The 22,354-nt window shown below is 64.8% G+C and carries 20 protein-coding genes and 1 other RNA gene; 16 read left to right on the forward strand and 5 right to left on the reverse strand.

From position 1 onward, the window contains the following. Positions 1-76 precede the first annotated feature (76 nt). Complete coding sequence (locus BJ960_RS01415; protein WP_185985960.1) at positions 77-799, forward strand: response regulator transcription factor; 723 nt, start codon at positions 77-79, stop codon at positions 797-799. A 4-nt stretch (positions 800-803) separates the two neighbouring features. Here the strand turns inward: BJ960_RS01415 and BJ960_RS01420 are convergent, their stop codons facing one another. Further along, positions 804-1,610 carry an enoyl-CoA hydratase/isomerase family protein gene (locus tag BJ960_RS01420; RefSeq protein ID WP_185985961.1) on the reverse strand — a complete coding sequence of 269 codons (807 nt, stop codon included), beginning with the start codon at positions 1,608-1,610 and terminating at the stop codon, positions 804-806. Positions 1,611-1,974: 364 nt separating this feature from the next. On the opposite strand from BJ960_RS01420, the gene rplJ reads away from it, so the two are divergent. Next, positions 1,975-2,484, forward strand: coding sequence for a 50S ribosomal protein L10 (rplJ, locus tag BJ960_RS01425; protein ID WP_119281630.1), 510 nt, complete (start codon positions 1,975-1,977; stop codon positions 2,482-2,484). Between the two features lie 72 nt (positions 2,485-2,556). Beyond that, the gene (gene rplL, locus BJ960_RS01430) at positions 2,557-2,937 is read left to right on the forward strand and encodes a 50S ribosomal protein L7/L12 (protein WP_119281629.1); all 381 of its coding nucleotides are present in this window, start codon (positions 2,557-2,559) and stop codon (positions 2,935-2,937) included. A gap of 74 nt (positions 2,938-3,011) precedes the next feature. Here the strand turns inward: rplL and BJ960_RS01435 are convergent, their stop codons facing one another. Next, positions 3,012-4,121 (reverse strand): baeRF11 domain-containing protein, encoded by a 1,110-nt coding sequence (locus tag BJ960_RS01435; RefSeq protein ID WP_121073983.1) that lies wholly within the window; start codon positions 4,119-4,121, stop codon positions 3,012-3,014. A gap of 103 nt (positions 4,122-4,224) precedes the next feature. Between BJ960_RS01435 and BJ960_RS01440 the strand changes: the two genes are divergently transcribed. After that, the gene (locus BJ960_RS01440; protein WP_185985962.1) at positions 4,225-4,377 is read left to right on the forward strand and encodes a hypothetical protein; all 153 of its coding nucleotides are present in this window, start codon (positions 4,225-4,227) and stop codon (positions 4,375-4,377) included. Positions 4,378-4,401: 24 nt separating this feature from the next. Here the strand turns inward: BJ960_RS01440 and BJ960_RS01445 are convergent, their stop codons facing one another. Continuing rightward, on the reverse strand, positions 4,402-4,539 hold the full coding sequence (locus BJ960_RS01445; RefSeq protein WP_183075275.1) for a putative transporter small subunit: 138 nt from the start codon (positions 4,537-4,539) through the stop codon (positions 4,402-4,404). Between the two features lie 10 nt (positions 4,540-4,549). Next, entirely contained in the window at positions 4,550-6,271 is a 1,722-nt protein-coding gene (locus BJ960_RS01450; protein ID WP_185985963.1) for a sodium:solute symporter family protein, read from the reverse strand. Positions 6,272-6,835: 564 nt separating this feature from the next. On the opposite strand from BJ960_RS01450, the gene BJ960_RS01455 reads away from it, so the two are divergent. From BJ960_RS01455 to ffs, 3 genes are all read left to right on the forward strand, one after another. Then, complete coding sequence (locus BJ960_RS01455) at positions 6,836-8,572, forward strand: ABC transporter ATP-binding protein (protein WP_185985964.1); 1,737 nt, start codon at positions 6,836-6,838, stop codon at positions 8,570-8,572. After that, the gene (locus BJ960_RS01460; protein WP_185985965.1) at positions 8,572-10,740 is read left to right on the forward strand and encodes an ABC transporter ATP-binding protein; all 2,169 of its coding nucleotides are present in this window, start codon (positions 8,572-8,574) and stop codon (positions 10,738-10,740) included. The genes BJ960_RS01455 and BJ960_RS01460 overlap by 1 nt, the downstream gene beginning before the upstream one ends. Positions 10,741-10,754: 14 nt before the next feature. Then, positions 10,755-10,851: signal recognition particle sRNA small type (gene ffs / locus BJ960_RS01465), an RNA gene on the forward strand. A 231-nt stretch (positions 10,852-11,082) separates the two neighbouring features. Here the strand turns inward: ffs and BJ960_RS17110 are convergent. Further along, entirely contained in the window at positions 11,083-11,835 is a 753-nt protein-coding gene (locus BJ960_RS17110) for a MarR family winged helix-turn-helix transcriptional regulator (protein ID WP_307814701.1), read from the reverse strand. Positions 11,836-11,971: 136 nt separating this feature from the next. On the opposite strand from BJ960_RS17110, the gene BJ960_RS01475 reads away from it, so the two are divergent. The 9 genes from BJ960_RS01475 to BJ960_RS01515 all read left to right on the forward strand — a co-directional run bounded on the left by BJ960_RS01475 (position 11,972) and on the right by BJ960_RS01515 (position 22,244). Then, a complete protein-coding gene (locus BJ960_RS01475; protein WP_185985966.1) occupies positions 11,972-12,937 on the forward strand; it encodes a hypothetical protein in 966 nt (321 codons plus the stop codon). A 162-nt stretch (positions 12,938-13,099) separates the two neighbouring features. Next, entirely contained in the window at positions 13,100-15,205 is a 2,106-nt protein-coding gene (gene pta / locus BJ960_RS01480) for a phosphate acetyltransferase (protein WP_185985967.1), read from the forward strand. Then, positions 15,202-16,401 (forward strand): acetate/propionate family kinase, encoded by a 1,200-nt coding sequence (locus tag BJ960_RS01485; protein ID WP_185985968.1) that lies wholly within the window; start codon positions 15,202-15,204, stop codon positions 16,399-16,401. The genes pta and BJ960_RS01485 overlap by 4 nt, the downstream gene beginning before the upstream one ends. A 371-nt stretch (positions 16,402-16,772) precedes the next feature. Further along, positions 16,773-17,660, forward strand: coding sequence for an ABC transporter permease (locus tag BJ960_RS01490; protein ID WP_307814702.1), 888 nt, complete (start codon positions 16,773-16,775; stop codon positions 17,658-17,660). 3 nt (positions 17,661-17,663) lie between these two features. Further along, the gene (locus tag BJ960_RS01495) at positions 17,664-18,446 is read left to right on the forward strand and encodes an ABC transporter permease (protein ID WP_185985969.1); all 783 of its coding nucleotides are present in this window, start codon (positions 17,664-17,666) and stop codon (positions 18,444-18,446) included. Between the two features lie 48 nt (positions 18,447-18,494). Beyond that, the gene (locus BJ960_RS01500; protein ID WP_185985970.1) at positions 18,495-19,550 is read left to right on the forward strand and encodes an ABC transporter substrate-binding protein; all 1,056 of its coding nucleotides are present in this window, start codon (positions 18,495-18,497) and stop codon (positions 19,548-19,550) included. Between the two features lie 42 nt (positions 19,551-19,592). Beyond that, complete coding sequence (locus BJ960_RS01505) at positions 19,593-20,687, forward strand: ABC transporter ATP-binding protein (RefSeq protein ID WP_185985971.1); 1,095 nt, start codon at positions 19,593-19,595, stop codon at positions 20,685-20,687. Positions 20,688-20,732: 45 nt separating this feature from the next. Beyond that, a complete protein-coding gene (locus BJ960_RS01510) occupies positions 20,733-21,533 on the forward strand; it encodes a carbon-nitrogen hydrolase family protein (RefSeq protein ID WP_185985972.1) in 801 nt (266 codons plus the stop codon). Between the two features lie 24 nt (positions 21,534-21,557). Then, positions 21,558-22,244: an RraA family protein gene (locus BJ960_RS01515; protein ID WP_185985973.1), complete on the forward strand. Its 687-nt coding sequence runs from the start codon at positions 21,558-21,560 to the stop codon at positions 22,242-22,244. Positions 22,245-22,354 lie beyond the last annotated feature (110 nt).

Below are 22,354 nucleotides of genomic sequence, written 5' to 3' on the forward strand. Positions count from 1 at the left end.
TCGGTGCATGAGTATACATCTGTTTGCCAAAGTTCGCCCCCAGCCCGCCCCCAGACGCGCCAGGCACTATATATGTATGACTGCCGAGACGCTCACGAGACAAGATGGAACCATGGTGCGCGCCCTCGTCGTAGATGATGAGGAGTCGATAACCCAACTCATTGCGATGGCGCTTCGCTACGAGGGATGGGAGGTGCGCTCTGCCGCATCCGGAGAAGAAGCGCTTCAAGCGGTCGCAGAGTTTCAGCCAGATGTGGCGGTCTTCGACATCATGCTCCCCGACTTCGACGGGATGCAGCTCCTGTCACGGGTTCGCGCGAACGGTGAGATTTTCCCCGTCCTCTTCCTGACGGCCCTCGACTCCGTCGAGGAACGCGTCGCCGGCCTCACCGCGGGCGGCGACGACTACGTCGTGAAGCCCTTCAGCCTCGAGGAGCTCCTCGCCAGGCTGCGTGGCCTGGTGCGGCGTTCGCAGCTGCGGCTCGCCTCGCAGCCCAACCCGATCCTTCGCGTCGGTGACCTCGAGCTCAACGAAGACAGCTACGAGGTCTCGCGCGACGGTGAGCTCATGCAGCTGACCAACACCGAGTTTGAGCTGCTCCGCTACCTCATGCGCAACTCTGGCCGCGTGCTGTCGAAGGCCCAGATCCTCGACCGGGTGTGGAGCTACGACTTCGACGGGAAGCCGACTGTCGTCGAGCTGTACATCTCGTACCTCAGGCGCAAGATCGACGCGGGTCGCCCCGCGATGATTCACACAGTCCGCGGTGCTGGCTACATGCTGAAGCCGGCCGAGTAGCGCGCTAGCGGCCGACAAAGACGGGCTGCCGCTTCTCGAGAAACGCGGAGGCGGCCTCGACCGCGTCGCGGGTGCGCCCGCTCGAAATGTTCCTGCGAGCCTCGCGTGCGATCGCGAGCGCGAATTCCGGGGTCGTGTCCGTGAGGTTCGCCTTTACGTTGCGCAGCGCGATCGGAGGTTTTGCCGCGAGCCGCTCGGCCAGGGCGCTCGCGGCGGCGTCGAGTTCGTCGTCGGGCACGACCTGAGTAACGAGGCCAATCCGCAGCGCTTCGCGCGCGCCCACCTTGTCGTTGAGAAAGAACAGCTCCTTCGCTTTCGCCTCGCCGAGCAGGCGCGTGAGCAGCCACGTTCCGCCAAAGTCGCCCGAGAGCCCGGCGTCGAGGAACGCGGTGCGGAAGACTGCGGTATCCGAGGCCACGCGCAGGTCGCACGCAGCGGCGATCGAGAGCCCAGCCCCCGCGCAACCGCCGCGGACGGCGGCAATGGTGATGAGCGGGCTCTCGCGCAGGAGCACGGAAATCTGCGTCGCCCCGAGCAGTTCGCGCACGCTCGCTTCGAGCGAGGCGTCATCTTTCGTGAATCCGCCGGCCGAGAACTTGTCGAGATCCCCGCCGACGCTGAAGTGCGCGCCCGCCCCGGTGAGGATCAGCACACGAACCTCGCCGGATTCGACGAGGTGCTCCAGCGCGGAGCGCGTCTCGCTCACCAGCTCATCGCTGAATGAGTTTCGCTTGTCGGGGCGGTTGAGTGTCAGCGTGGCAACGGCGCCCGCGATCTCAATCGTTGCGGCGTGACTTGTCGGTGCGTGCATGAGGAAGCTCCTTTGCTTCGGACGGTGGCGGGTGAACTCGCGCTGCCCTCACCCTCGCCTGATTTCCTGGGAGTACGGTCCACGCGGGCCCCGGTTTCCGTCGCTCGCGCGGATGTGCTATTCTTCTAGCTGGCCCAAGACCGCCGGTAGAGTTCGCAAGAACTCCGGAACGCTCGCAGGATCCAGAGATGGAAAGCGCGGGGACCAGCGCAGGTACAGAACTCCTTGACATGCGAACCTCGTTCCATGAATTTGAAGCTCCGTGCGTGCGCGCCGGAGCTTTTTCCATTTCTGGGAGCTGCTTCGTGCGGCACGGCCACCCGTGAGGCATTCGCCTCACGGCTACGACAATCAAGGGAGCGCCATGGCTACGAAGGACGCTACGGTCGCCGATCTTCAGAAGCAGTTTGAAGAGTCGGGCGCCGTTCTGCTGACTGAGTACCGCGGTCTCACGGTTGCTCAGTTGCAGGAACTCCGCAACAGCATCCGCGAGCACGCGACGTACGCTGTGGCGAAGAACACGCTGACCAAGATTGCGGCCAACAAGGCCGGAATCACTGCGTTTGACGACGAGCTCGCTGGCCCGTCGGCACTCGCATTCGTGCACGGTGACACTGTCGCCGTCGCGAAGGCGCTGCGTGACTTCGCCAAGGCAAACCCTCTTTTGGTGATCAAGGCTGGCTACTTCGATGGCAAGCCTCTGACCGCCGCTGAGGTAGGCAAGCTTGCCGATCTCGAGAGCCGCGAGGTGCTGCTGGCTAAGGCTGCCGGCGCCATGAAGGCTTCGCTGATCGGTGCTGCACAGCTGTTCAACGCTCTGCCCGCCAAGGCCGCTCGCGGCTTCGGTGCGCTGCAGGAGAAGCAGAACGCTTAAGGATCGGCATCCGCCGACCGCAAACAATCTGTTCCTGCGCGATGTGCAGGGCAAACATCAAGGAGAATCATCATGGCTAAGCTTTCGACTGAAGAGCTGCTTGAGCAGTTCAAGGGCCTGACCCTCATCGAGCTCTCGGAGTTCGTCAAGGCGTTCGAGGAAGAGTTCGACGTTTCGGCTGCTGCTCCGGTTGCAGTTGCTGCTGCTCCGGCTGCTGGCGCAGCTGAGGCTGTCGAGGAGAAGGACGAGTTCGACGTCGTCCTCGAGTCGGCTGGCGACAAGAAGATCCAGGTCATCAAGGTTGTGCGCGAGCTCACCGGCCTGGGCCTCGGCGAGGCTAAGGCTCTCGTCGAAGAGGCACCGAAGACCGTTCTCGAGGCTGCCAAGAAGGACGCAGCTGAAGAGGCAAAGGCTAAGCTCGAGGAAGCTGGCGCTGGCGTAAAGCTTGCGTAAGTTTTCGCTCTAGCGAACTGAAGGTGGGCCGTCCCGAATGGGGCGGCCCACCTTTGTGTGTGTGGGAGTGTGCGCTAGACGCTGAAGCGCACCTCCGCCCCGAGCTGCGACCCGCCGGGCACCTCGCTGCCGCGCAGCGCGAGGACGCGCCCGCCGCTCGCGAGCACCTTCGAAGCGAGCTGGTCGACGAGGCTGTACCCCGGGGTGCTGTCGGCGACGAGTCCGCCGACCTGGTCGTCGAGTGTGCCCTCGGGGTGGGCATCCATGTCGACGTAGAGCGTTGAGATGGCGCCGGCAACCGCCGCACGCGAGATGTCCGACAGGTCAGTGACCGCACGCCCGGCCGACTGGAGAGTGCCGAACGCCTCCTGCCGCTCAGCGAGCTCGTCGGCGTAGTACGCGTCGAGAATCTCGCGCGCGGCCGCATCGATCTCGGCGGCGCTGAGGTTGTCGGGATTGCCGGAGATGCCTGCATCGAGCAGCTTCGCGTTCCGCGTGACAGACCTGAACACGCTATCGAGGGGCTGTGCTGCCGCGAGGATGAGCGGGCCGCGGGTGCTTCGCAGCACCGGCGCGATGGCGCGATCGACCGCGCGAGCGTAGCCGAGCAGGCGTGCGTCGTGGCCCTCGGGGCCGTGCAGCCGTCGACGGTGGGAGTCGACGCCCGGATCCTCGACGTTGAACGTATCGAGCAGGTCGCTCGGCAGCTCAGGGACGGGGAGCTCGGTACCACGGTGGTCTGGCCCGATAACAATGAGCCTGACGTCCTTCTGGCTGAGCGCGAGCACCGTCGCGTCGTGGGCGAACGTGATCGTGCGCAGCAGCGGCACGACGCGGAAGTGGTTCCCCGCGAACCACTCGGACTCGAGCTCGTTCGGGAGCCGGTAGGCGACCGTGCGCTCCGGGCTCGCGAACACGACGAGACTGTGCGACAGGTACCGCCAGAGCTGGGCGTCCTCGAGGAGGGCCCTGAGCCCCGCCTCGGTTGCAGCGATTTCCGCAGCGTCGCCGCCGTGCGCGGTGTGTTCGGCGACGGCCTCACTCACGAGGTTTCCGAAGCTTATTCGGTTCGCCTCGGCGTCGGTCGGCACCGGTGACGTTCGCAGCACGATGGTGATGAGGTTCGGGCGCTCGGTCGCTGCGAGCTGCTCGATCTCAGAACGGAGCGGAATATCGGTGTGCATGGGCGATCCCCCTTCAGCGTCGACGTGGGACTGCGGGTTCGCGCCCCACCTTGAGCATCCCGGCGGGAGACTCCCGCGGGATCCTTAGCCCCTACCTTGCCCGATGAAGCGTAAAAAGGGAATGATGCAGTTGTGCAACGCGCGTGCACGCGCGAAGGGAACGGCTCGAGCTCCCTATGCGCCGCTGCGCGCGATCGCGGCGGCGAGATCCTCAGAGGGGATCGAGGAGACGGTGCAGCAGCTCGACCTGCTGTAGCTGCCGCACCGCCTCGGAGCGGAGCTAGATAATCTGGCGCCCCTCGCGCTTCGCCTCGCGCGAGTCCTTAATGAAGGCCCGCACGATGACGAACAGCGTGCCCGTCACGATGACGGGCCAGACGAGCACGTAGGCGGTCAAGAGAACAACTTCCCAGTTCATTGGTACTCCTTTACTGCTTAGTGGACTGCGCGGTCGCCGAGACGGCGTCGGGCTGTTCCGCAGCCTGGCCGTCGGGAGAGCTGGCCTTCGCCGCGATCTCCTCGACAGGGTCGAAGTCGCCCGTGCGCAGCTTGATGAGGTCGAAATCGAACCGCTTGTTCGAGCCGAGCGTGATGAGCGTGCACAGGATCGTCGAGACCGAGTAGGCCACCAGCGAGCCCGAGAGCACCGGGTAGGTGTGCAGGAAGCCGATCGCGAACGGTGCCGCCGCCACGGTCGCGATCCCGCCGACCCAGAAGGCGACGCGCTTGCCGAAGAAGCCGAACGCCATGAGCCCGAGCACCACGCCGATCCCGATCGTGGCGAGCACGTCGAAGGCGATCGCGACCCAGCCGGTCATCGGGAGCCACTCGAATCGGACCGGCAGGAACGCTGCAAGCGCGACGACGACCGAGACGCTGAACGCGACGTTCGTCACCCGGTTCCAGTAGAAGCTCGCGATCACCGGGAACACCAGGGCGCCCCAGAGCGCACCGACGAAGACGAGCAGATCGAGGATGTTGAGCTGCGACCCAGCGAAGTACATCCCGGCGGTCATCGCGATGACCATCGTGACGCGGCCAACGAGCACCATCGTGCGCGGGTTCGGCTTGCCCTTCGCGATGTTCTGGCCGTAGATGTCAGCCATCACGATCGACGAGAGCGCCGTGAGGTCGGCGTCCGCCGTCGAAGACAGCGAGCCGATAATCATGATGAAGAACAGCGCGAGCAGCGCCGGCGGCAGGTACGTCGCAGCCATCTGCGGGATGAGGTTGTTCACATCGCCGCCGATCGGCTCGATGCCGGCGTAGAGCGCGATGACGCCGAGCATGCCGACGCCGATGATCGTGGCGCCGTAGCCGAAGGTCGCCGTGACGAAGGTCTTCTTGATGAGATCCTCGCGCACCGCGAACAGCCGCTGCGCGATGGTCTGGTTGCCGATCGCGTACGCGAGCACGGCCGCGATGTAGGGCGCACCCTGATTGAAGAACGCGTCGGAGGAGAAGAAGTTCGACTGCTGCGGGGTGAGGTTGTCGGCGCCAGCGACGAAGAGATCCGGGCCGCCGGCCGCGAAGAACACGACGGGGATGATGATGATCACCGCGCCCAGCATGAAGAGGACCTGCATGAAGTCGGTGAGCACCGACGCCCTGAATCCCGACCAGAGGGTGTAGAGCAGCACGCCGGCGCCGATCGCGAGGACGCCCTGGCCGAACGTGAATGGCGAGAGCATCGAGATGAGCGCGCCGCCCGCGATGAGATTCGAGGTCAGGCTGATGATGGAGCCGAGCACGTTCGAGCCCGCGAGCATGAGCTGGCTCGAGCGGCCGTGGCGCGCAAACATGACCTCTGCGATGGTGTGTGCGCGGGGTGCGACCTGCCTGATCCTCCGACCGAACGGATAGATGAGCAGGATCATCAGGGCTCCCCAGAGCCCGTAGTGGATCGGGCCGGAGAGCCCGTAGGTGTACCCGGAGGTCGCGGAGGCGTACATCGACGCGGCCCAAATCCACGTCGCGGTCATCGACGCGGCAGAGATGCCGAAGCCGACGCGTCCGCCGCCAGTCATGTAGCCGTCGGCGTTCTCCCGCTTCTTGCTGATGCGGAGGGAAATGATGAGACTCGCTCCAAAGAATGCGAGAAAGAGGGCGACAACGATGGGGCCCGAGAGTTGCTGGAGCTGTTCGTGCAAGGGTGCTTCCTTTCAGATTGCGGATCGGCCGAGGCCGGTGGACCGAATGTGGAAGAAAGCAGCTACGTGGGGAAGCGGAAGAGGTAGAAGGGGGATGCCTGGGTCGTGCGCTCGTGAATCTGTGCTGCGCCACAGCGGTTCGGGGCGGAGATAGGGCGTGTCCTTTCAAGTAGGCGCACGCGTACGCAGCCCCGCCGAAACGGGTAGCGCGGTGCGTGCGGGGTCACCGAAGCGACCACCGTGACGGTGGGCGACGAGTGCCTGGCGGTGCAGCACACAGATCTGTTCGTTCAGACCGGCGCATGCGAACTACCTGACCTATCAAGTAGTACATGAGATCACGGAGAACGTCTAGCCCCGCCCGGTTTCACCGCGCTTTGGCCTCGCCATTACTGCACTTCCGCTACTGCAGTTCTGCTACTGCATCGCTATGAGATTCGCTGCAAACCCTGGTGGGTTAGAAATGTCCGAGTAGTCTTGTACCATTAGCCGGTTAGCTGTGCGTGGTCGGGGGCATGCAGGCTCGCTCAGAAGATCATTTGTCGTCGCATAAGAAGGAAGCCCATGGCCCTCATTTCTTTGACCCTAAAACACGCGAAGAAGTACTGGACGTTTATCGTCGCCGTGCTCGTGCTGCAACTCCTCTCAACGATCGCAACCCTGTGGCTGCCCAGCCTGAACGCGCAGATCATTGACAAGGGTATTGCCGTCGGCGATACCGACTTCATCTGGCGGACCGGCGGCATCATGCTGCTCGCCGCGTTCGGGCAGGTGCTCGTCGCGGTCGGGGCCGTGTACTTCGGCGCGCGCTCCGCGATGGGGATCGGCCGCGACCTCCGCCGCGAGGTGTACCGCAAGGTCGACTCGCTCTCGACGCTCGAAGCAACCAAGTTCGGCGCTGGCACCCTCATCACCCGCGGCACGAACGACGTGCAGCAGATCCAGATGCTCGTGCTCATGACCCTGAACTTCATGGTCTCCGCGCCGATCATGATGATCGGCGGCATCATCATGGCGCTGCGCGAAGACGCGGGCCTCGCCTGGCTCGTGTGGGCGTCGGTCGCGGTGCTCGCCGTGATCGTGAGCCTGCTCGTCTGGCGGCTCCTGCCCCTGTTCCGCGTGATGCAGGACAAGGTCGACGCGATCAACGGCGTGCTGCGCGAGCAGATCATGGGCATCAGGGTGGTGCGCGCATTCGTGCGCGAGCCCTTCGAGACCAAGCGCTACGACGTCGCAAACCGCGAGATTACCGATGTTTCGCTGAAGGTCGGCAACATCTTCGTGATGATGTTCCCCATCATCATGATGGTGCTGCACCTCGCGACCGGAGCGGTGCTCTGGTTCGGCGGCTACCGGGTGGAAGCCGGCGACATTCAGGTCGGCTCGCTGACCGCGTTCCTGCAGTACCTCATGCAGATCCTGATGGCGGTCATGATGGGCGTCTTCATGACCATGATGATCCCGCGCGCCGTCGTGTGCGCCGAGCGCATTCGCGAGCTGCTCGATACCGAGTCTTCGCAGACGTTCCCCGACCGCGAGACGGTTGCGACGCCGGCGGCCGGCCGGATCGAGTTCGATAACGTCACGTTCGGGTTCCCCGGCGCTGAGACGCCCGTGATCAACAGCGCGAGTTTCGTCGCCGAGCCCGGAAAGACGACAGCGATCATCGGATCGACCGGCGCGGGAAAGACCGTGCTCCTGAACCTCATGCTGCGCCTGTACGACCCGCAGCAGGGCTCGGTGACGATTGACGGCGCCCCCGTCGACAAGCTCACGCGGGCGCAGCTCGCCGAGTCGATCAGCCTCGTGCCGCAGCGGCCATACCTGTTCGGCGGCACCATCGCCACGAACCTGCGCTTCGGGCGCACGGACGCGAGCGATGACGAACTCTGGGAGGCGCTGCGCGTCGCACAGGGCGAGGACTTCGTGCGCGAGAAGGAGCTCGGGCTCGACGAGCCGGTGTCCCAGGGCGGCACCAACGTCTCCGGTGGCCAGCGACAGCGCCTGTCCATCGCGCGCGCCCTCGTGGCCAAGCCGCTCGTCTACCTGTTCGACGACTCGTTCTCAGCGCTCGACGTCGCGACGGACGCCCGGCTCCGCGCGGCGCTGCCGGACGCGACCGAGGGCGCGACGACGATCATCGTCGCGCAGCGCGTCTCGACGATCACCGAAGCAGACCAGATCCTCGTCATGGAAGGCGGTGAGATCGTCGGGCGCGGTACGCACGACGAGTTGCTCACCGACAACGAGGTCTACCAAGAAATCGTCCGCTCGCAGCTCGAGGAAGCGGAGGCCGCGTAATGGCAAAGCGAGAGAAGGCCGTCAAGGCCAAGAACACCCCGGTCGAAGAAGTAGAGGAGGACTGGGAGAACTTCGAGCCCGGAAACGGCGGCGATATGTTCGGCGAGGGCGCCCCGCCGCGCAAGGCGAAGGCATTCTGGCCCTCGGCGAAGCGCCTCGTCGGGCTGCTCGCGCCCGAGAAGGGCAAGTTCGGCTTCGTTGTCGTGCTCGTCATCGGCTCGGTCATCCTGTCCGTGATTGCGCCCAAGGTGCTCGGTCGCGCGACCGACGTCATCTTTAACGGCGTGCTCGGCAAGCAGCTCCCCGCGGGGGTGCCGCTCGATCAGATCGTCGCCCAGCTCCGCGCAGAGGGCAACACCCAGTTCGCAGACATGCTCCAAGGGGCCGACGTCGTACCCGGGCAGGGCATCGACTTCGGGCTGCTCGGCATGCTCATCCTTGTGGTGCTCGGGCTGTACCTCGTCTCCTCCCTCCTGATGTGGCTGCAGGGGTTCATCCTCAACCGCCTGGTCATGCGCGTCGTCTACAAGCTCCGCGCCGACATCGAGGCGAAGATCAACCGCATGCCGCTGTCGTACTTCGACGGCAGGCAGCGCGGCGACGTGCTCTCGCGCGTCACGAACGACGTCGACAATATCCAGCAGGCACTGCAGCAGGCGTTCTCGCAGCTCGTGCAGTCGTTCCTCATGATCGTCGGCATCATGGCGATGATGTTCGTCGTCTCATGGCAGCTCGCACTGATCGCGCTCATCGCGCTGCCGCTGTCCGGCGTCATCGTCGGCATTGTCGGCGTGCGCGCGCAGAAGCTGTTCGCGGCCCAGTGGAAGCACACGGGCGAGCTCAACGGGCACATCGAGGAGTCCTTCACGGGCCACGAGCTCGTGCGCATCTTCAACCGCGATGCCGCGATGACCGAGGAATTCGACCGCCGCAACGAGGGCCTCTTCGGGGCGTCGTTTAAGGCGCAGGCGCTTTCCGGAGCGATCATGCCGTCGATGAACTTCGTGCAGTCACTCATCTACGTGCTCATTGCGGTCGTCGGCGCGCTGCGCGTGACGAGCGGCACCATGACGCTCGGCGACGTGACCGCGTTCATCCAGTACTCCCGCGAATTCGCCCAGCCAGTCGGCGAGATCGCGAGCATGGCGAACATGCTGCAGTCGGGCGTTGCCTCGGCAGAGCGCACGTTCGAGCTGATCGACGCCGAGGAGCAGGAGCCCGAGAACGCCGAGCTCGACCTCCCCGACCGTACCGACGGTCACGTCCGATTCGAGGGGGTCTCGTTCAGTTACGACCCCGAGAAGCCCCTCATCGAGGACCTCTCGCTCGAGGCGCGCCCAGGGCACACGATCGCTATTGTCGGCCCGACGGGCGCGGGTAAGACGACCCTCGTGAACCTCATCATGCGGTTCTACGAGATCGACGGTGGCAGGATCCTGCTCGATGACGCCGACATCACCAAGCTGTCGCGCGAGGAGCTCCGCTCCCACGTCGGCATGGTGTTGCAGGACGCGTGGCTGTTCGACGGCACCATCCGCGAGAACATCCGCTACGGCAGACTCGACGCGACCGATGAGGAAGTCGTCGAGGCGGCGAAGGCCACGATGGTCGACCGCTTCGTCAGGCAGCTCCCTGAGGGCTACGACACCGTGATCTCGGAGAACGGTTCGTCGCTGTCGGCGGGCGAGCGGCAGCTGCTCACCATCGCGCGCGCGTTCATCGCGAACCCGTCACTGCTCATCCTCGACGAGGCGACCTCGTCGGTCGACACGCGCACCGAGGTGCTCGTGCAGCAGGCGATGCGCGCGCTCCGCACTGACCGCACGTCGTTCGTGATCGCCCACAGGTTGTCGACTATCCGCGACGCCGACACGATCCTCATGATGGAGGCTGGACGCATCGTCGAACAGGGCTCGCATGTGGAGCTGCTCGAGAAGCGCGGCGCCTACTACGACCTTTACCAGTCGCAGTTTGCGGGCGAGGTCGACGAGGAACACGCCGAGGAGCTGCTGACCGGCGAGCCAGTTGCCGCGACCGGCGCGATCCCGGTGCCCGGTGCTGGTGCTGCCGTTGAGCCTGGTGCTGGTGCTGAGCCTGGTGCTGGTGGACCCGGCGCGGCCGGAGCGTCTGACGCGGCCGCCGATGGTGGCGCGAAGGGTGCTTCGTAATCCGCTAGACTAGTTGGTGCCCCTCACGTGGCGATATCTTTGTGAACTCCCCCAGGCCGGAAACGGAGCAAGGGTAGCGGAGCTCTATCGGGTGCGTGGGGGGCGCTTTCGCGTCTGGACGCTGCTCTGGTCGTCCCGGCCTGGCCTGGCTCCAGCCCGGCCAACACGCCGCGCCCCAGGTCCCACCGCAAGAGAGCCCCTTTCTCGCCTCAACACACGAAAATCACCGTGAATAAGGTGTGATCTCGCGAGAAAGCTGTGGTCTGGCGGGTCGCTGATCGCTGATCGCTTGCCCTCCCCGTGGGCGGGCGGCTATCGACGCCCATAGGCGTCCGCACCTTGTCAGGGTGCGGGCCAGGCGTCCGCGAGTTTCCCGATCAAGCGCAGCAATTCGGAACGTTCGCTCTCGTCCAGCGCTGCGAGGGCCGTCGCGGCTTCGTCGCGCTGGCGATTCCTCATGCCGTGGACGAGCTGTTCTCCGGCCTCTGTGAGCCGTACCCGCGTGCGCCGCGCGTCAGCGGGATCGGCTTCGCGCTCAGCGTGCCCAAGCGCCACGGCCTGCTGCACGAGGCGGGAGGCGCGCGGTTGATCCACACCGATGTGGTCCGCGAGTTCGCTAATCGAAAGCGGTTCGGGGGAGTGCGCGAGGACGCCGAGCATTCGCATGAGCGCCGCACCTCCCGCGCGACCGGCGCGTCCACCCGGGCCGCGTCCGCCGCCGTGGCCGTCGCGGTCCCAGGCTCCCCGGGACGGGGTGCCCCCTGGGTGGTGCCCGTCACGTCCGGCGCCGCGAAACCGCCAGTGCTCTCCGTGGCCAAACTCGCTGCCTTCCCCATGCTCTCCGCGGCGCCCAGGCCCATCGAATGCACCGTACGGGCCAGCTCCGCCGCGGTCGGTGGGGCCGCCATGTCCATCGAAGCCGCCGCGTTCACCGAACCCACCTGGCCCGCCGTGGCCGCCTGGCCCGCCATGACCACCGGGGCCGCGTCGGCCTCTGCGCCCGCGCATCTTAGCGAGTGCCTCGATGAGTGCGTCTGCGTCGGCCGCAGTGGGCTGGCCCGGCTGTTGGGGTTGTGAGTTCGGCGAGGAAGTCATAAAAAAAGTTTACATGTCTCTTGACATGGAATGAAATGCATGTCACTATACATATGCATGCAAAGTGACATGGAAAGTTGCGGCTCACGAACGAGGCATGCGGAGCGGGTCAGATCCCGCACGAAAGGACTTCACCATGAGTAACACTCAAGACTTCAACAACACAGGCATCAACGACACCGATGCACAGACCACCGCCACCGCCAACCAGACACCTGATGCTGGCCCGGTTCGCTCAATGCGCTACTGGCTGCGGGCGGTCGACACACTCATTGCGCGCGAGCTCGACGCCAGGTTTGCCGAGGCGGGCGCCTCGCGCCGAGACCTTCGCGTACTGACCCTGCTCGCGTCGGGTGAGCAGCTGTCCGAGAAGAAGCGCGCACGCCTCGAACGGCACAGCAAGCGCCTCTGGGCCCTCGCCGACCGCGGCTGGATCACCCGGGAGGCTCCGAACGGGGAGGCAGCTTCGTCCACAGGTTGGGTTCTCACCGACGCCGGACAGGCAGCGCGTGAGCGTCTTCAGCAGATCGCGCAGGACGTTCAGGATCGGGTCGACGGCTCCGTCTCTCATGCAGACCTCATGACCACGACCGACTCACTGCAAGCAATTGCGAAGGAACTCGGCTGGACCGAGGAGATGCGCATGCACCGCAGCGGACGCCGAGACGGTTGGGCCAACGGGCGAGGCCACAGGCGCGGTTACGGACACGGCCGCGGGCACGATGTCGATGGACACCGTGGCCACGGTCACGGCTACGCCAACCGCGGTGGTTTCGGCGGTGACTGGCACAGCCGGCCAGACTCCCTGCGCGGGCGAGAGTTCCAGGGGTGCCGCGAGCACCTCGGCCGGGACGCACGCTACGATCGCAGCGCCGACGCTGAGCGCGGCTACGGCCGAGCACGCGACTACGGTCGCGGTCAGGATCGCGGCTTCGGCCACGGCCACGGCACCGGCCATCGCGGTTGCGGCCCTGCGTTCGGCCACGCCACCGGCTTCGACCACGGACACCGCGAGGGTGGCCAGCGATCCGAGCGTCACCATGGGCGCGGGTTCGAACGCGGGTTCGCCGCGGGCTTCACGGCTGCGCGTTCGCGCGGCTAACGTGACACCCCGGTGGGGCGCTCCGATGGCCACACCGCATGATCACCCCTAACCGGGCCGGTCTCCCCGACAGGGGAGGCCGGCCCTTCGGCGTATCCGCGGGTAAGCTGCAGCTTTCACATCCGCCGCGCGCTGGGAAGGGGCGGCGAATACACTGAGGGTGTGGCAGTAAGTATCTATCTCACGTCCCCCGAAGGTCGCACGGGCAAGAGCGCGGTGGCGCTCGGCGTGCTGGATGCGCTGAAGGCTGACGTTCCGCGCGTGGGCGTTTTCCGCCCCGTCATCCGGTCTCGCGATGAGCGCGACCGCGTGCTTGAGCTTTTGCGCGGCAGGGCGACCGCCACGGCGTCGTACGACGACTGCATTGGCACCACGTACGAGGAGCTTTCGCGCGATTCCGAGGAGGCGATGGCGAGTATCGTGAGCGCCTACCGCGCGCTCCGCGAGCAGTGCGATGCGATCGTCGTCGTCGGGTCCGACTATACGGATGTTGCGGCCCCGACGGAGCTCGCGACGAACGCGAGGATTGCCGCGAACCTCGACTCTCCGGTGCTGCTGGTGGTTGGCGGGCGTGACATGGCCGATCAGGAAGTGCTTGGGCAGTCGAGCGCGCGCTCGGCGATCGAGCTCGCCAAGGTTGTCGAGCTGAGCGTTGCGGAACTTCACGACGAGCATGCGAGCGTGCTCGCGACGCTCATCAACCGGGCCGACGGAGACGCGCTTGATGCGATTGTTGGCGCGGTCTCGGCGGTCGTGCCGGAGGGGAGCGCGGTGTGGGCGATCCCAGAGGAGCCGATGCTCGTCGCCCCGCCAGTCGCCGAGGTGATGCGTGCCGTTGACGGTCAGCTGGTCCGCGGCAGTGAAGAGCTCTTGAGCCGCGAAGTGAGCCAGATTGTGGTTGCGGGCATGTCGATGACGAACGTGCTGCCGCGATTGCTTGAGGGCGCCGTGGTGATCATTGCAGCGGACCGCGCTGAGACGCTCCTCGCGGTCTCCATCGCGCACGAGGCCGAAGGGTTCCCGACGCTCGGCGCCGTCGTGCTCAACGGCGACTTCGAGATGTCGTCAGACGTCGAGCGACTGCTCGACGGCGTGGGGGCGGTGCTCCCGGTGATCCGGACCCCGCACGGGACCTTCGAAACCGCCCAGCGCGTGGTGCACGCGCGCGGGCTCCTCACCGAGGAATCGCCGGTGAAGTTCGATACCGCGCTCGCGCTTTTCGACGCGCACGTTGATACCGCGGACCTCCGCGAGCGACTGCGGTTGCACCGTGGGAGCGTGCGCACGCCCGCGATGTTCGCGTACGACCTCTTCGCCAGGGCTGCGCAGGCCAACGCCCACATCGTGCTGCCTGAGGGCCACGATGACCGGATCCTGCGCGCGACGAGCACGCTCCTCGCCCGCGGCGTCGCCCGGCTCACGTTGCTCGGCGAGGAGAGTGTCATCCGCAAGCGCGGAGCGGAGCTCGGTCTCGCGATCGACGGCGCCACGGTTATCGATCCGGCGACGTCGCCGCTCCTCGAGGAATTCGCTGCGGAGTACGCGAAGCTTCGCGCACACAAGGGCGTCACGCTCGAGGACGCGCGGGATCGCATGGTCGACGTCAGCTACTTCGGAACCATGCTTGTGCACCTCGGCCTCGCCGACGGCATGGTCTCGGGTGCCGCGAACACGACTGCGCATACGATCCGCCCGAGCCTGGAGTTCATCAAGACGAAGCCGGGCGTATCCGTGGTGTCGAGCGTGTTCTTCATGGCGCTCGCGGATCGGGTCCTCGTGTACGGTGACTGCGCGGTGAACCCGGACCCGAACGCCGCGCAGCTCGCCGACATTGCCGCCTCATCGGCTGAGACCGCCGCGCAGTTCGGCGTGGATCCGCGCATTGCGATGCTGTCGTATTCGACGGGCGAATCAGGATCGGGCGCCGAGGTTGACAAGGTCCGTGAGGCAACCGCCCTGGTTCGGGCAGCCCACCCAGACCTGCTCGTCGAGGGGCCGCTCCAGTACGACGCGGCAATTGATCCCGAGACGGGCGCGTCGAAGCTCCCTGGTTCGCAGGTTGCTGGGCACGCGACGGTGTTCATATTCCCCGATCTGAATACGGGCAACAACACGTACAAGGCGGTGCAGCGCTCGGCGGGGGCCATCGCGGTCGGGCCCGTGCTCCAGGGGCTCAACAAGCCAGTCAACGACCTCTCACGTGGGGCGACGGTCCAGGACATTCTGAACACCGTTGCCATTACGGCCGTGCAGGCGGGTGAGCGATGAACGCGGTGCTCGTGGTGAACTCGGGTTCATCGTCAATCAAGTACCAGGTGATCGACGAGCAGAGCGGCGACCGGCTTGCGCAGGGGCTTGTCGAGCGCATCGGCGAGAGCGGGCGAGGCCGCGTCGTCTATAAGGGGGCGGCCGGAGAGTCGGCGACGGAGCAGGACATTCCCGACCACTCAGCAGGCTTTGCCGCGATCGTCGAAGAGTTTAGGGCAGCGGGGACGCCAATCGACGAGCTCGGCATCGTCGCGGTTGGGCACCGGGTCGTGCACGGTGGCAGCGACTTCATCGCCCCGACCCTCATTGATGACGCGGTGGCGGCGCGAATCCTCGAACTCGCCGAGCTTGCCCCGCTGCACAACCCGGGGCACTATGCCGCCATCGTTGCAGCGCGCGCCGTGTTCCCGGAGCTGCCGCACGTCGCTGTCTTCGATACCGCGTTTCACCAGACCATGCCTGCCCGCGCATACACCTACGCCCTCGACACGCAACTCGCGGCTGACCACGGCATCAGGCGGTACGGGTTCCACGGGATCTCGCACCAGGTCGTCTCCCGGAGAGCGGCGACCCACGTCGACAAGCCGCTCGAGTCGCTGAAGCAGATCGTGCTCCACCTCGGAAACGGCGCATCCATCTGCGCCATCGACGGTGGCCAGTCGGTCGACACCTCCATGGGGCTGACGCCGCTTGAGGGGCTCGTCATGGGAACGCGATCCGGAAACATCGACGCCGGGGCCATCTTCCACCTCCTGCGCCGCGGCGTCAGCGTCGACCAGGTCGACCAGGAGCTCAACAAGCGCGCAGGTTTTCTCGGCATGACAGGCTCGAACGATTTCCGTGACGTGCGCGCCGCGGCCGCGAGCGGCGACGAGGCGGCGATCCTCGCGATCGACGTGTACGTTCACCGCGCGCGGCACTACCTTGGCGCATACCTCGCGGTGCTCGGCGGAACCGATACCGTCGTGTTTACCGCAGGACTCGGGGAGAACGGCCCAGACCTGCGCGCGCTCATCTGCGCCGGGTTCGAATGGTGCGGGCTGAAGCTCGACGCCTCCCGCAACGAGGCCGCGGGGAGTGGCGCCCGGGTCATTAGCGCCGATGACTCGGCGATCACCGTCCTCGTCGTTCCGACAGATGAGGAAGCGGAGATCGCGCAGCAGTCGATCGCGCTGGTAGCCGAGGGGATGCGTTAGCCACAGCGGGAGCTGTCCGGGCGGGGTCCGAGTGCCGAGCCGACTTTCAATTACGGCACCCATGCTTGGGCGCTGTGTTCGTCTGCCCTAGCCGGTTCTCTTCAACTCTCAAACGCACACCTCTGTTCTGCCTCGCTACGTCGAGCATGTAGGCGCACTCACGCGCCGGTCGCAAGATGGCGCCGCTCTGATCACGAAGCGTGAGAGCAGCGTGGCCGCTGCATGCTGCTTGCGTGAGCGGGCCCACCGCGATCTTCGAAAGCATTTCCGCGATCTTCCACGGAATCAGCAGCCCAACCGATCCTGTCAGCGCCGCTGACGGGCCACACTTGAAGGACACCAACGATGACTGGCAAGAGCAAAGGAGCGACGTGGCAACGACGACACGGATGATACATCTTGGTCGTAAGGAGCGCCCGAAACGCGGGTCGCTGTTACTTCTGATACCTGGAGTCGCCTCCGTCGTGCTCCTCGGCATTCTGCCCCTATTCATTGTGGCGCGGAATAGCTTCGCTGTCGCAGACGACTACGGCGGGATTGTCGGCGGGTTTACGCTCGAGCACTACGCGAAACTTCTCGACCCGGTCTACTCAAAGACCCTGTTTTTCTCGCTTGGTCTTGGACTACTCAATACCCTCGTTTGCGTCGTGATCGGCTACCTCACGTCGTATTACATCGTGTCGCGCCCTGAGGGAAAGCAAGGCTTCCTCCTCCTGCTCGTGATCATTCCGTTCTGGACCGACTTCCTCGTGCGCACGTTCGCGTGGATCACGATCCTTGGCTCCGGAGGCCCGATCGCAGGCGTGCTGGGGATATTTGGGCTTTCGGGGTTCTCGATGATCCCGAGCAACGCTGCGGTGATTCTTGGCCTGCTGTATTCCTTCCTCCCCACCGCGATCTTCCCGATCTACGCCTCGATGCGCTCCATCGACGGATCGTTGAAGGAAGCCGCGACCGACCTCGGCTGCAGTTGGTGGGGTGTACACCGTCGCGTCATCCTGCCGTTGAGCAGCCCCGGCATTCTCGGCGCTGCGCTGCTGACCTTCATTCCCACGATGGGTGTGTTTGTTATCCCGGTCCTGCTCGGCGGCGGCAAAGACCCACTCGTCGGCAATCTGATCGTCACGCTCTACACCGAGTTCCGCAACCAGCCAATGGGCGCGGCGGTCTCGATGGTCCTGCTCGTGCTGATGGTGCTGTCAATGGCGCTCGTCGGTCTCCTCCTCAAACGGGCCTCAAACAAGAAGAAGGGGGCGTAACCCATGGATCGCATTGTGAACGGCATCGCCCGTGGCGTGTTCGTCTTCCTGTACATTCCGATCATCGCGGTGATTGTGTACTCGTTCAACGCGGCCGGTACAAACACCCGATTCGAGGGGCTCACGCTCCAGTGGTACGCCGACCTGTTCCAGGATGGTGCGCTCATGCAGACACTGCGCACGAGCGCCATCGTTGCTGTGCTCGCCGCCACCGTCGCAACCGCAATCGGCATCATGTTCGCGTTGGGGCTCGCGAGGTACCGCGGACGCGGCAAGGGCGGCTTCATGGCACTCATCGCGTTGCCACTGATCGTGCCTGAGATTGTGCTCGGCGTTGCCCTGCTGAGCGTGTTCAGCGCGACAAAGGTGCCGCTCGGTATCGTAACGCTCGTGCTCGGACACCTTATCGTGTCCTTGCCTCTTGCCACCCTCGTCCTCATGAGCTCCGCGGCGATGCTTGATCCGAGTTTGCCGGAGGCTGCAACCGATCTTGGCTGCACGCCTTGGCAGACCTTCACCCGCGTTTACTTCCCGCTCTTGCGGCCCGCGGTTGTCGCTGCCTGGCTGCTGAGTTTTACGACGTCCTTCTCGAACATTGTCATGTCCACCTTCCTCAGCGGCGTCGGATCGACCACACTGCCGCTGAAGATCTACTCGAGTTTGAAGACCGGGCTCACGCCAAGCATCAACGCCCTCGGTGCACTGCTCATATTGCTTACCCTCGTCATTGTGCTCGCGGTCGGTGTCTCTCAGATGCGCCGCATTCTCGTCGACTCACGGTCCTAGCCGCATCGCCGCGGCCAGACCATACCCCTCTGTGAAAGGAACAAAATCATGAAGAAGAAGACTGTTGCAGCAGCAAGCATCTTCGCCGCGCTCGCACTCACCGGATGTTCGAGTGCGGGCGGAGATGAGGGCGCTGGGTCGCTCAACGTGTACGCGTGGGCGGACGAGATTCCCCAGTCGGTGTTTGACGCGTTTACCGAAGAAACTGGCATCACGGTCAACGTCGACAACTTCGACAGTAACGAGACGATGATCTCGAAGCTTGCCGCGGGAAACTCCGGCTACGACATCGTCGAGCCGAGCCAGTACGCGGTGCAGCAGCTCGTTGGCCAGGAACTCCTCGAACCGCTCGATAAGGCGAAGATCGAGGGGCTCGACCAGATCGCAGAAAAGTTCAAAGACCCATCGTACGATCCGGGGCTCGAGTACTCGGTGCCTTGGGTATGGGGCACGACGGGCCTGCTGTACAACGCCGAGTGCACCGGCGGCGAAGAGATCACGAGCTGGGAATCGCTGTTTGACCCGAAGTGGAAGGGCAAGGTGAACATGCTCGACAACATGCTCGCCGCCTACATTGCTGGCCTGCAGGTGAATGGGTACCCCGCCAACAGTAAGGATGAGCAGGAGATCGCTGCGGCGACGAAGTCGCTCATCGAGCAGAAGGAAATCCTGTCGGGCTACAACTCGAGCAACTACGGCGACCTCGTCGCAAACGGCGACGTCTGCATGTCGGAGGCGTGGGGCGGCACCCAGACCGCGAAGATCGTTGCCGCGAACGAGCAGGTCCACTACGTGCTCCCAGAAGAGGGCGGCAGCCTCTGGGTCGACGGCCTCTCGATCGCGAAGGGCGCTCCGAACCAGGAGGCCGCCTACGAGTTCATTAACTTCCTGCTGCGCCCCGAAATCAGTGCAATGGCGACCAACGATGCAGGTCTTGCGAGCGCGAACACCGCGGCTGCGGAGCACGTGACCGACCAGAGCCTGCTCAGCAACGCGGCGGTGTACGCCTCCGAGGAGCAGGTCGCCGAGGCAGACTTCATCGTTGACCCTGGCCCCGCAATGAAGTTCTACCAGGACGGCTGGACCCGGGTGAAGGCCTCCTAACCGGGCACCCAGATTGAGTTCGAGCGAGAAGCGAAGAGTTTTATGACTACGCAGACCACCACATCCACACCCGCCGTCGAAATCTCCGGCATATCGAAGCAGTTCGGTGACCACCTCGCCGTCCAGCCGCTCGACCTGGAGATCGGCGACAATGAGTTCTTCTCAATCCTCGGTCCCTCGGGCTGCGGGAAGACGACGCTGATGCGTATGATCACCGGATTCGAGACCCCCAGCTCGGGCAGAGTGCGTCTTGGCGGAGTTGATGTCACGGACGTGCCGACGCGCAACCGCGACCTCAACATGCTGTTCCAGAGCTACGCGCTCTTCCCCCACCTCACAGTGTTTGAGAACGTTGCCTTCGAGCTGCGGGTGCGCAAGGTGGCGAAAGCCGAGGCGAACGCCCGGGCGCAGGCCGCACTCGAACTCGTGAAGCTTGCACACCTTGGTGAGCGCAAACCTGACCAGCTTTCAGGCGGCCAGCGGCAGCGGGTCGCGCTCGCGAGAGCCGTCGTTTCGGGGCCAAAGGTGGTGCTGCTCGACGAGCCTCTCGGGGCGCTCGATCAGCAGTTGCGCAAGGAAATGCAGTTCGAGCTTAAGCGGATGCAGCGCGAGGTCGGCATCACCTTTATCTATGTCACACACGACCAAGAAGAAGCGCTGACGATGTCTGACCGCATCGCGGTCATGTCGGAGGGAGTTGTGCAGCAAGTCGCGAGCCCGGAGGAGATCTACGATCAGCCGCAGACCCGCTTCGTCGCCGGATTTATCGGCAGCTGCAACCTGATCGACGTGACTGTACCCGGCGGTGCGGCAGGGACACAGGTTGCCGCCACGGTCGCAGGGATCGGCACGCTCAACGGGGTCCTCGCCGAGGACGTCACCCGCGAACAGCAGGGCACGATGCTCATCCGCCCCGAGCGGATCGAAATGCGTCGTGGCGGGGAGGGACTTGTCGGACGAGTGGAGTCGCTGACATTCCTCGGTGAGGAGTGGCAAGTTCACGTCAATGTCTCGGGTACGACGCTGAAGGTGTCGCTGTCGAGCCTCGTTCGAGAGATTGAGCTTCCGGGCCTCGCGGTCGGAGAAGAACTCACGGTGAGCTGGCGCCCTGAGGACGCCCGAATCGTCATTAGATAACGCACCAGCCGCGCGGTGTCGCGGCGTGAAGAGAGAAGGTTCTGTATGAAAGTCGCAGTTGCGCAAACGTCTCCCGGCATCGACGTCGATGCAAACTTCGCTACGATTCGCGAGTTCACCGCCCAGGCGGCAGCAGCAGGCGCCGAGCTCATCGTGTTCCCGGAAGAAGCTGCGCTGCTCGCCGATGAATCGATCAAACCCCGTTTCACGGAGATCCTCGAGGGGATGTGGGGGCGATTCGAACAGTTGCTTCGGGAACTCGCGAGCGCTCATTCGATCGCGATCATTGCCGGCGGGTATGAGCCGGATGAGGGTGAGTTGCCATACAACACGATCCTCGCGGTGGACGCCACGGGGCTCGAGGTCGCGCGCTATCACAAGCTGCACACGTACGATGCGTTCGCCTACCAGGAGTCGGCATACGTGACGCGCGGGAGTGAACTCCCTCCCGTGATCGAGATTGCCGGGGTAACAATCGGCATCGCGAATTGCTATGACATCCGTTTCCCGGAGCTGTTCCGCAGCATTGCCGACCGCGGTGCCGATGTGATCTCGCTCTCTGCGGCTTGGGTATCTGGCAAGGGTAAGGAGATGCACTGGGAAGTGCTCACACAAGCACGTGCCATCGAGAACGTCGCCTGGCTCGTCGCCTCCGGCACTGTCGGCGACGAATCGGTCGGGCTCAGCCGGGTGATTGACCCACTCGGCATGGTCGTTGCAAGCGCAAACGCGCATTCCGAAGGCCTTATCTTCGCGACCATTGACAGTGAACGCACCCGCAGCGCACGCGCGATGCTTCCCGCGCTCGACAATCGTCGTATCGAACTCAGCTACCGCGTAGCGTAACGCTGCGCCCAGAAAGGAACTGCGATGTTCTTCCACACCGGTCAAGCGCCCGCCCCCCTGCCTGCGACGCTCCGCGACAAGCTCGAGAAGCTCAGCTTTCCGACGCTCGGACACTACCTTGAAGAGGGATTTGCTGACACCGAGGTTCGCCGGATCGTCGCTGCGGGCGGCCGCGTCATCGGTTCCGCGTTCACCGTGCGCACGACAGCGACAGACTCCACCGCGTTGCATCATGCGGCAGGGCTGATTGGCGAGGGCGACGTGTTGGTCATCGACACTGGCGGCGACCGCAGGCATGCTCCGCTCGGCGAGGTCGTTGCGGCGCAGCTTGTCGCCCGGGGCGCCGCCGGTGCGATCGTCGATGGCGTAGTGACAGATACCGACGAGATCACCGAACTCGGTCTCAGCGTGCACGCCCGCGGCACGAGCATGCTCACCACTAAACTTCACGGCATCGATGCGGGGGGAGTGAACATCCCGGTCACCTGCGGCGGTGCCGTGGTGAACCCAGGCGACGTCGTCCTCGCCGACGCGAACGGCGTGCTCTTCGTCGCACCCGACGTGCTCGCGCGCATCGTCGACATCGCGCTCGCCGATGATGCCGAGGAACCCGAGCTTGTCGAAGAACTGCGAACAGGCGCCCCACTGGGGAGCCTTACAGGCGCAAGCGACACGGTCGCAGAACTACTCGCGCTCGACTCCCCGCAGTAGCGAACCGAGGCGCTTCGGCGTCGTCCGAACTCAACCCCACCCTGGCGGCGGAGCACCGGCACCATGCCGGTGCTCCGCCGTGCCCAAAATTTGTGAAAGGACCATACACA

The sequence above is a fragment of the Leucobacter aridicollis genome (genome assembly GCF_013409595.1).
Classification (GTDB): Bacteria; Actinomycetota; Actinomycetes; order Actinomycetales; family Microbacteriaceae; genus Leucobacter; species Leucobacter aridicollis.

What these genes read in the sequence shown, in the direction of transcription:
- BJ960_RS01415 (WP_185985960.1), top strand. Translation starts at nt 77, where the DNA reads ATGACTGCCGAGACGCTCACGAGACAAGATGGAACCATGGTGCGCGCC.
- BJ960_RS01420 (WP_185985961.1), bottom strand. Translation starts at nt 1,610, where the DNA reads ATGCACGCACCGACAAGTCACGCCGCAACGATTGAGATCGCGGGCGCC.
- rplJ (WP_119281630.1), top strand. Translation starts at nt 1,975, where the DNA reads ATGGCTACGAAGGACGCTACGGTCGCCGATCTTCAGAAGCAGTTTGAA.
- rplL (WP_119281629.1), top strand. Translation starts at nt 2,557, where the DNA reads ATGGCTAAGCTTTCGACTGAAGAGCTGCTTGAGCAGTTCAAGGGCCTG.
- BJ960_RS01435 (WP_121073983.1), bottom strand. Translation starts at nt 4,121, where the DNA reads ATGCACACCGATATTCCGCTCCGTTCTGAGATCGAGCAGCTCGCAGCG.
- BJ960_RS01440 (WP_185985962.1), top strand. Translation starts at nt 4,225, where the DNA reads ATGAAGCGTAAAAAGGGAATGATGCAGTTGTGCAACGCGCGTGCACGC.
- BJ960_RS01445 (WP_183075275.1), bottom strand. Translation starts at nt 4,539, where the DNA reads ATGAACTGGGAAGTTGTTCTCTTGACCGCCTACGTGCTCGTCTGGCCC.
- BJ960_RS01455 (WP_185985964.1), top strand. Translation starts at nt 6,836, where the DNA reads ATGGCCCTCATTTCTTTGACCCTAAAACACGCGAAGAAGTACTGGACG.
- BJ960_RS01460 (WP_185985965.1), top strand. Translation starts at nt 8,572, where the DNA reads ATGGCAAAGCGAGAGAAGGCCGTCAAGGCCAAGAACACCCCGGTCGAA.
- BJ960_RS17110 (WP_307814701.1), bottom strand. Translation starts at nt 11,835, where the DNA reads ATGACTTCCTCGCCGAACTCACAACCCCAACAGCCGGGCCAGCCCACT.
- BJ960_RS01475 (WP_185985966.1), top strand. Translation starts at nt 11,972, where the DNA reads ATGAGTAACACTCAAGACTTCAACAACACAGGCATCAACGACACCGAT.
- BJ960_RS01485 (WP_185985968.1), top strand. Translation starts at nt 15,202, where the DNA reads ATGAACGCGGTGCTCGTGGTGAACTCGGGTTCATCGTCAATCAAGTAC.
- BJ960_RS01495 (WP_185985969.1), top strand. Translation starts at nt 17,664, where the DNA reads ATGGATCGCATTGTGAACGGCATCGCCCGTGGCGTGTTCGTCTTCCTG.
- BJ960_RS01500 (WP_185985970.1), top strand. Translation starts at nt 18,495, where the DNA reads ATGAAGAAGAAGACTGTTGCAGCAGCAAGCATCTTCGCCGCGCTCGCA.
- BJ960_RS01505 (WP_185985971.1), top strand. Translation starts at nt 19,593, where the DNA reads ATGACTACGCAGACCACCACATCCACACCCGCCGTCGAAATCTCCGGC.
- BJ960_RS01510 (WP_185985972.1), top strand. Translation starts at nt 20,733, where the DNA reads ATGAAAGTCGCAGTTGCGCAAACGTCTCCCGGCATCGACGTCGATGCA.
- BJ960_RS01515 (WP_185985973.1), top strand. Translation starts at nt 21,558, where the DNA reads ATGTTCTTCCACACCGGTCAAGCGCCCGCCCCCCTGCCTGCGACGCTC.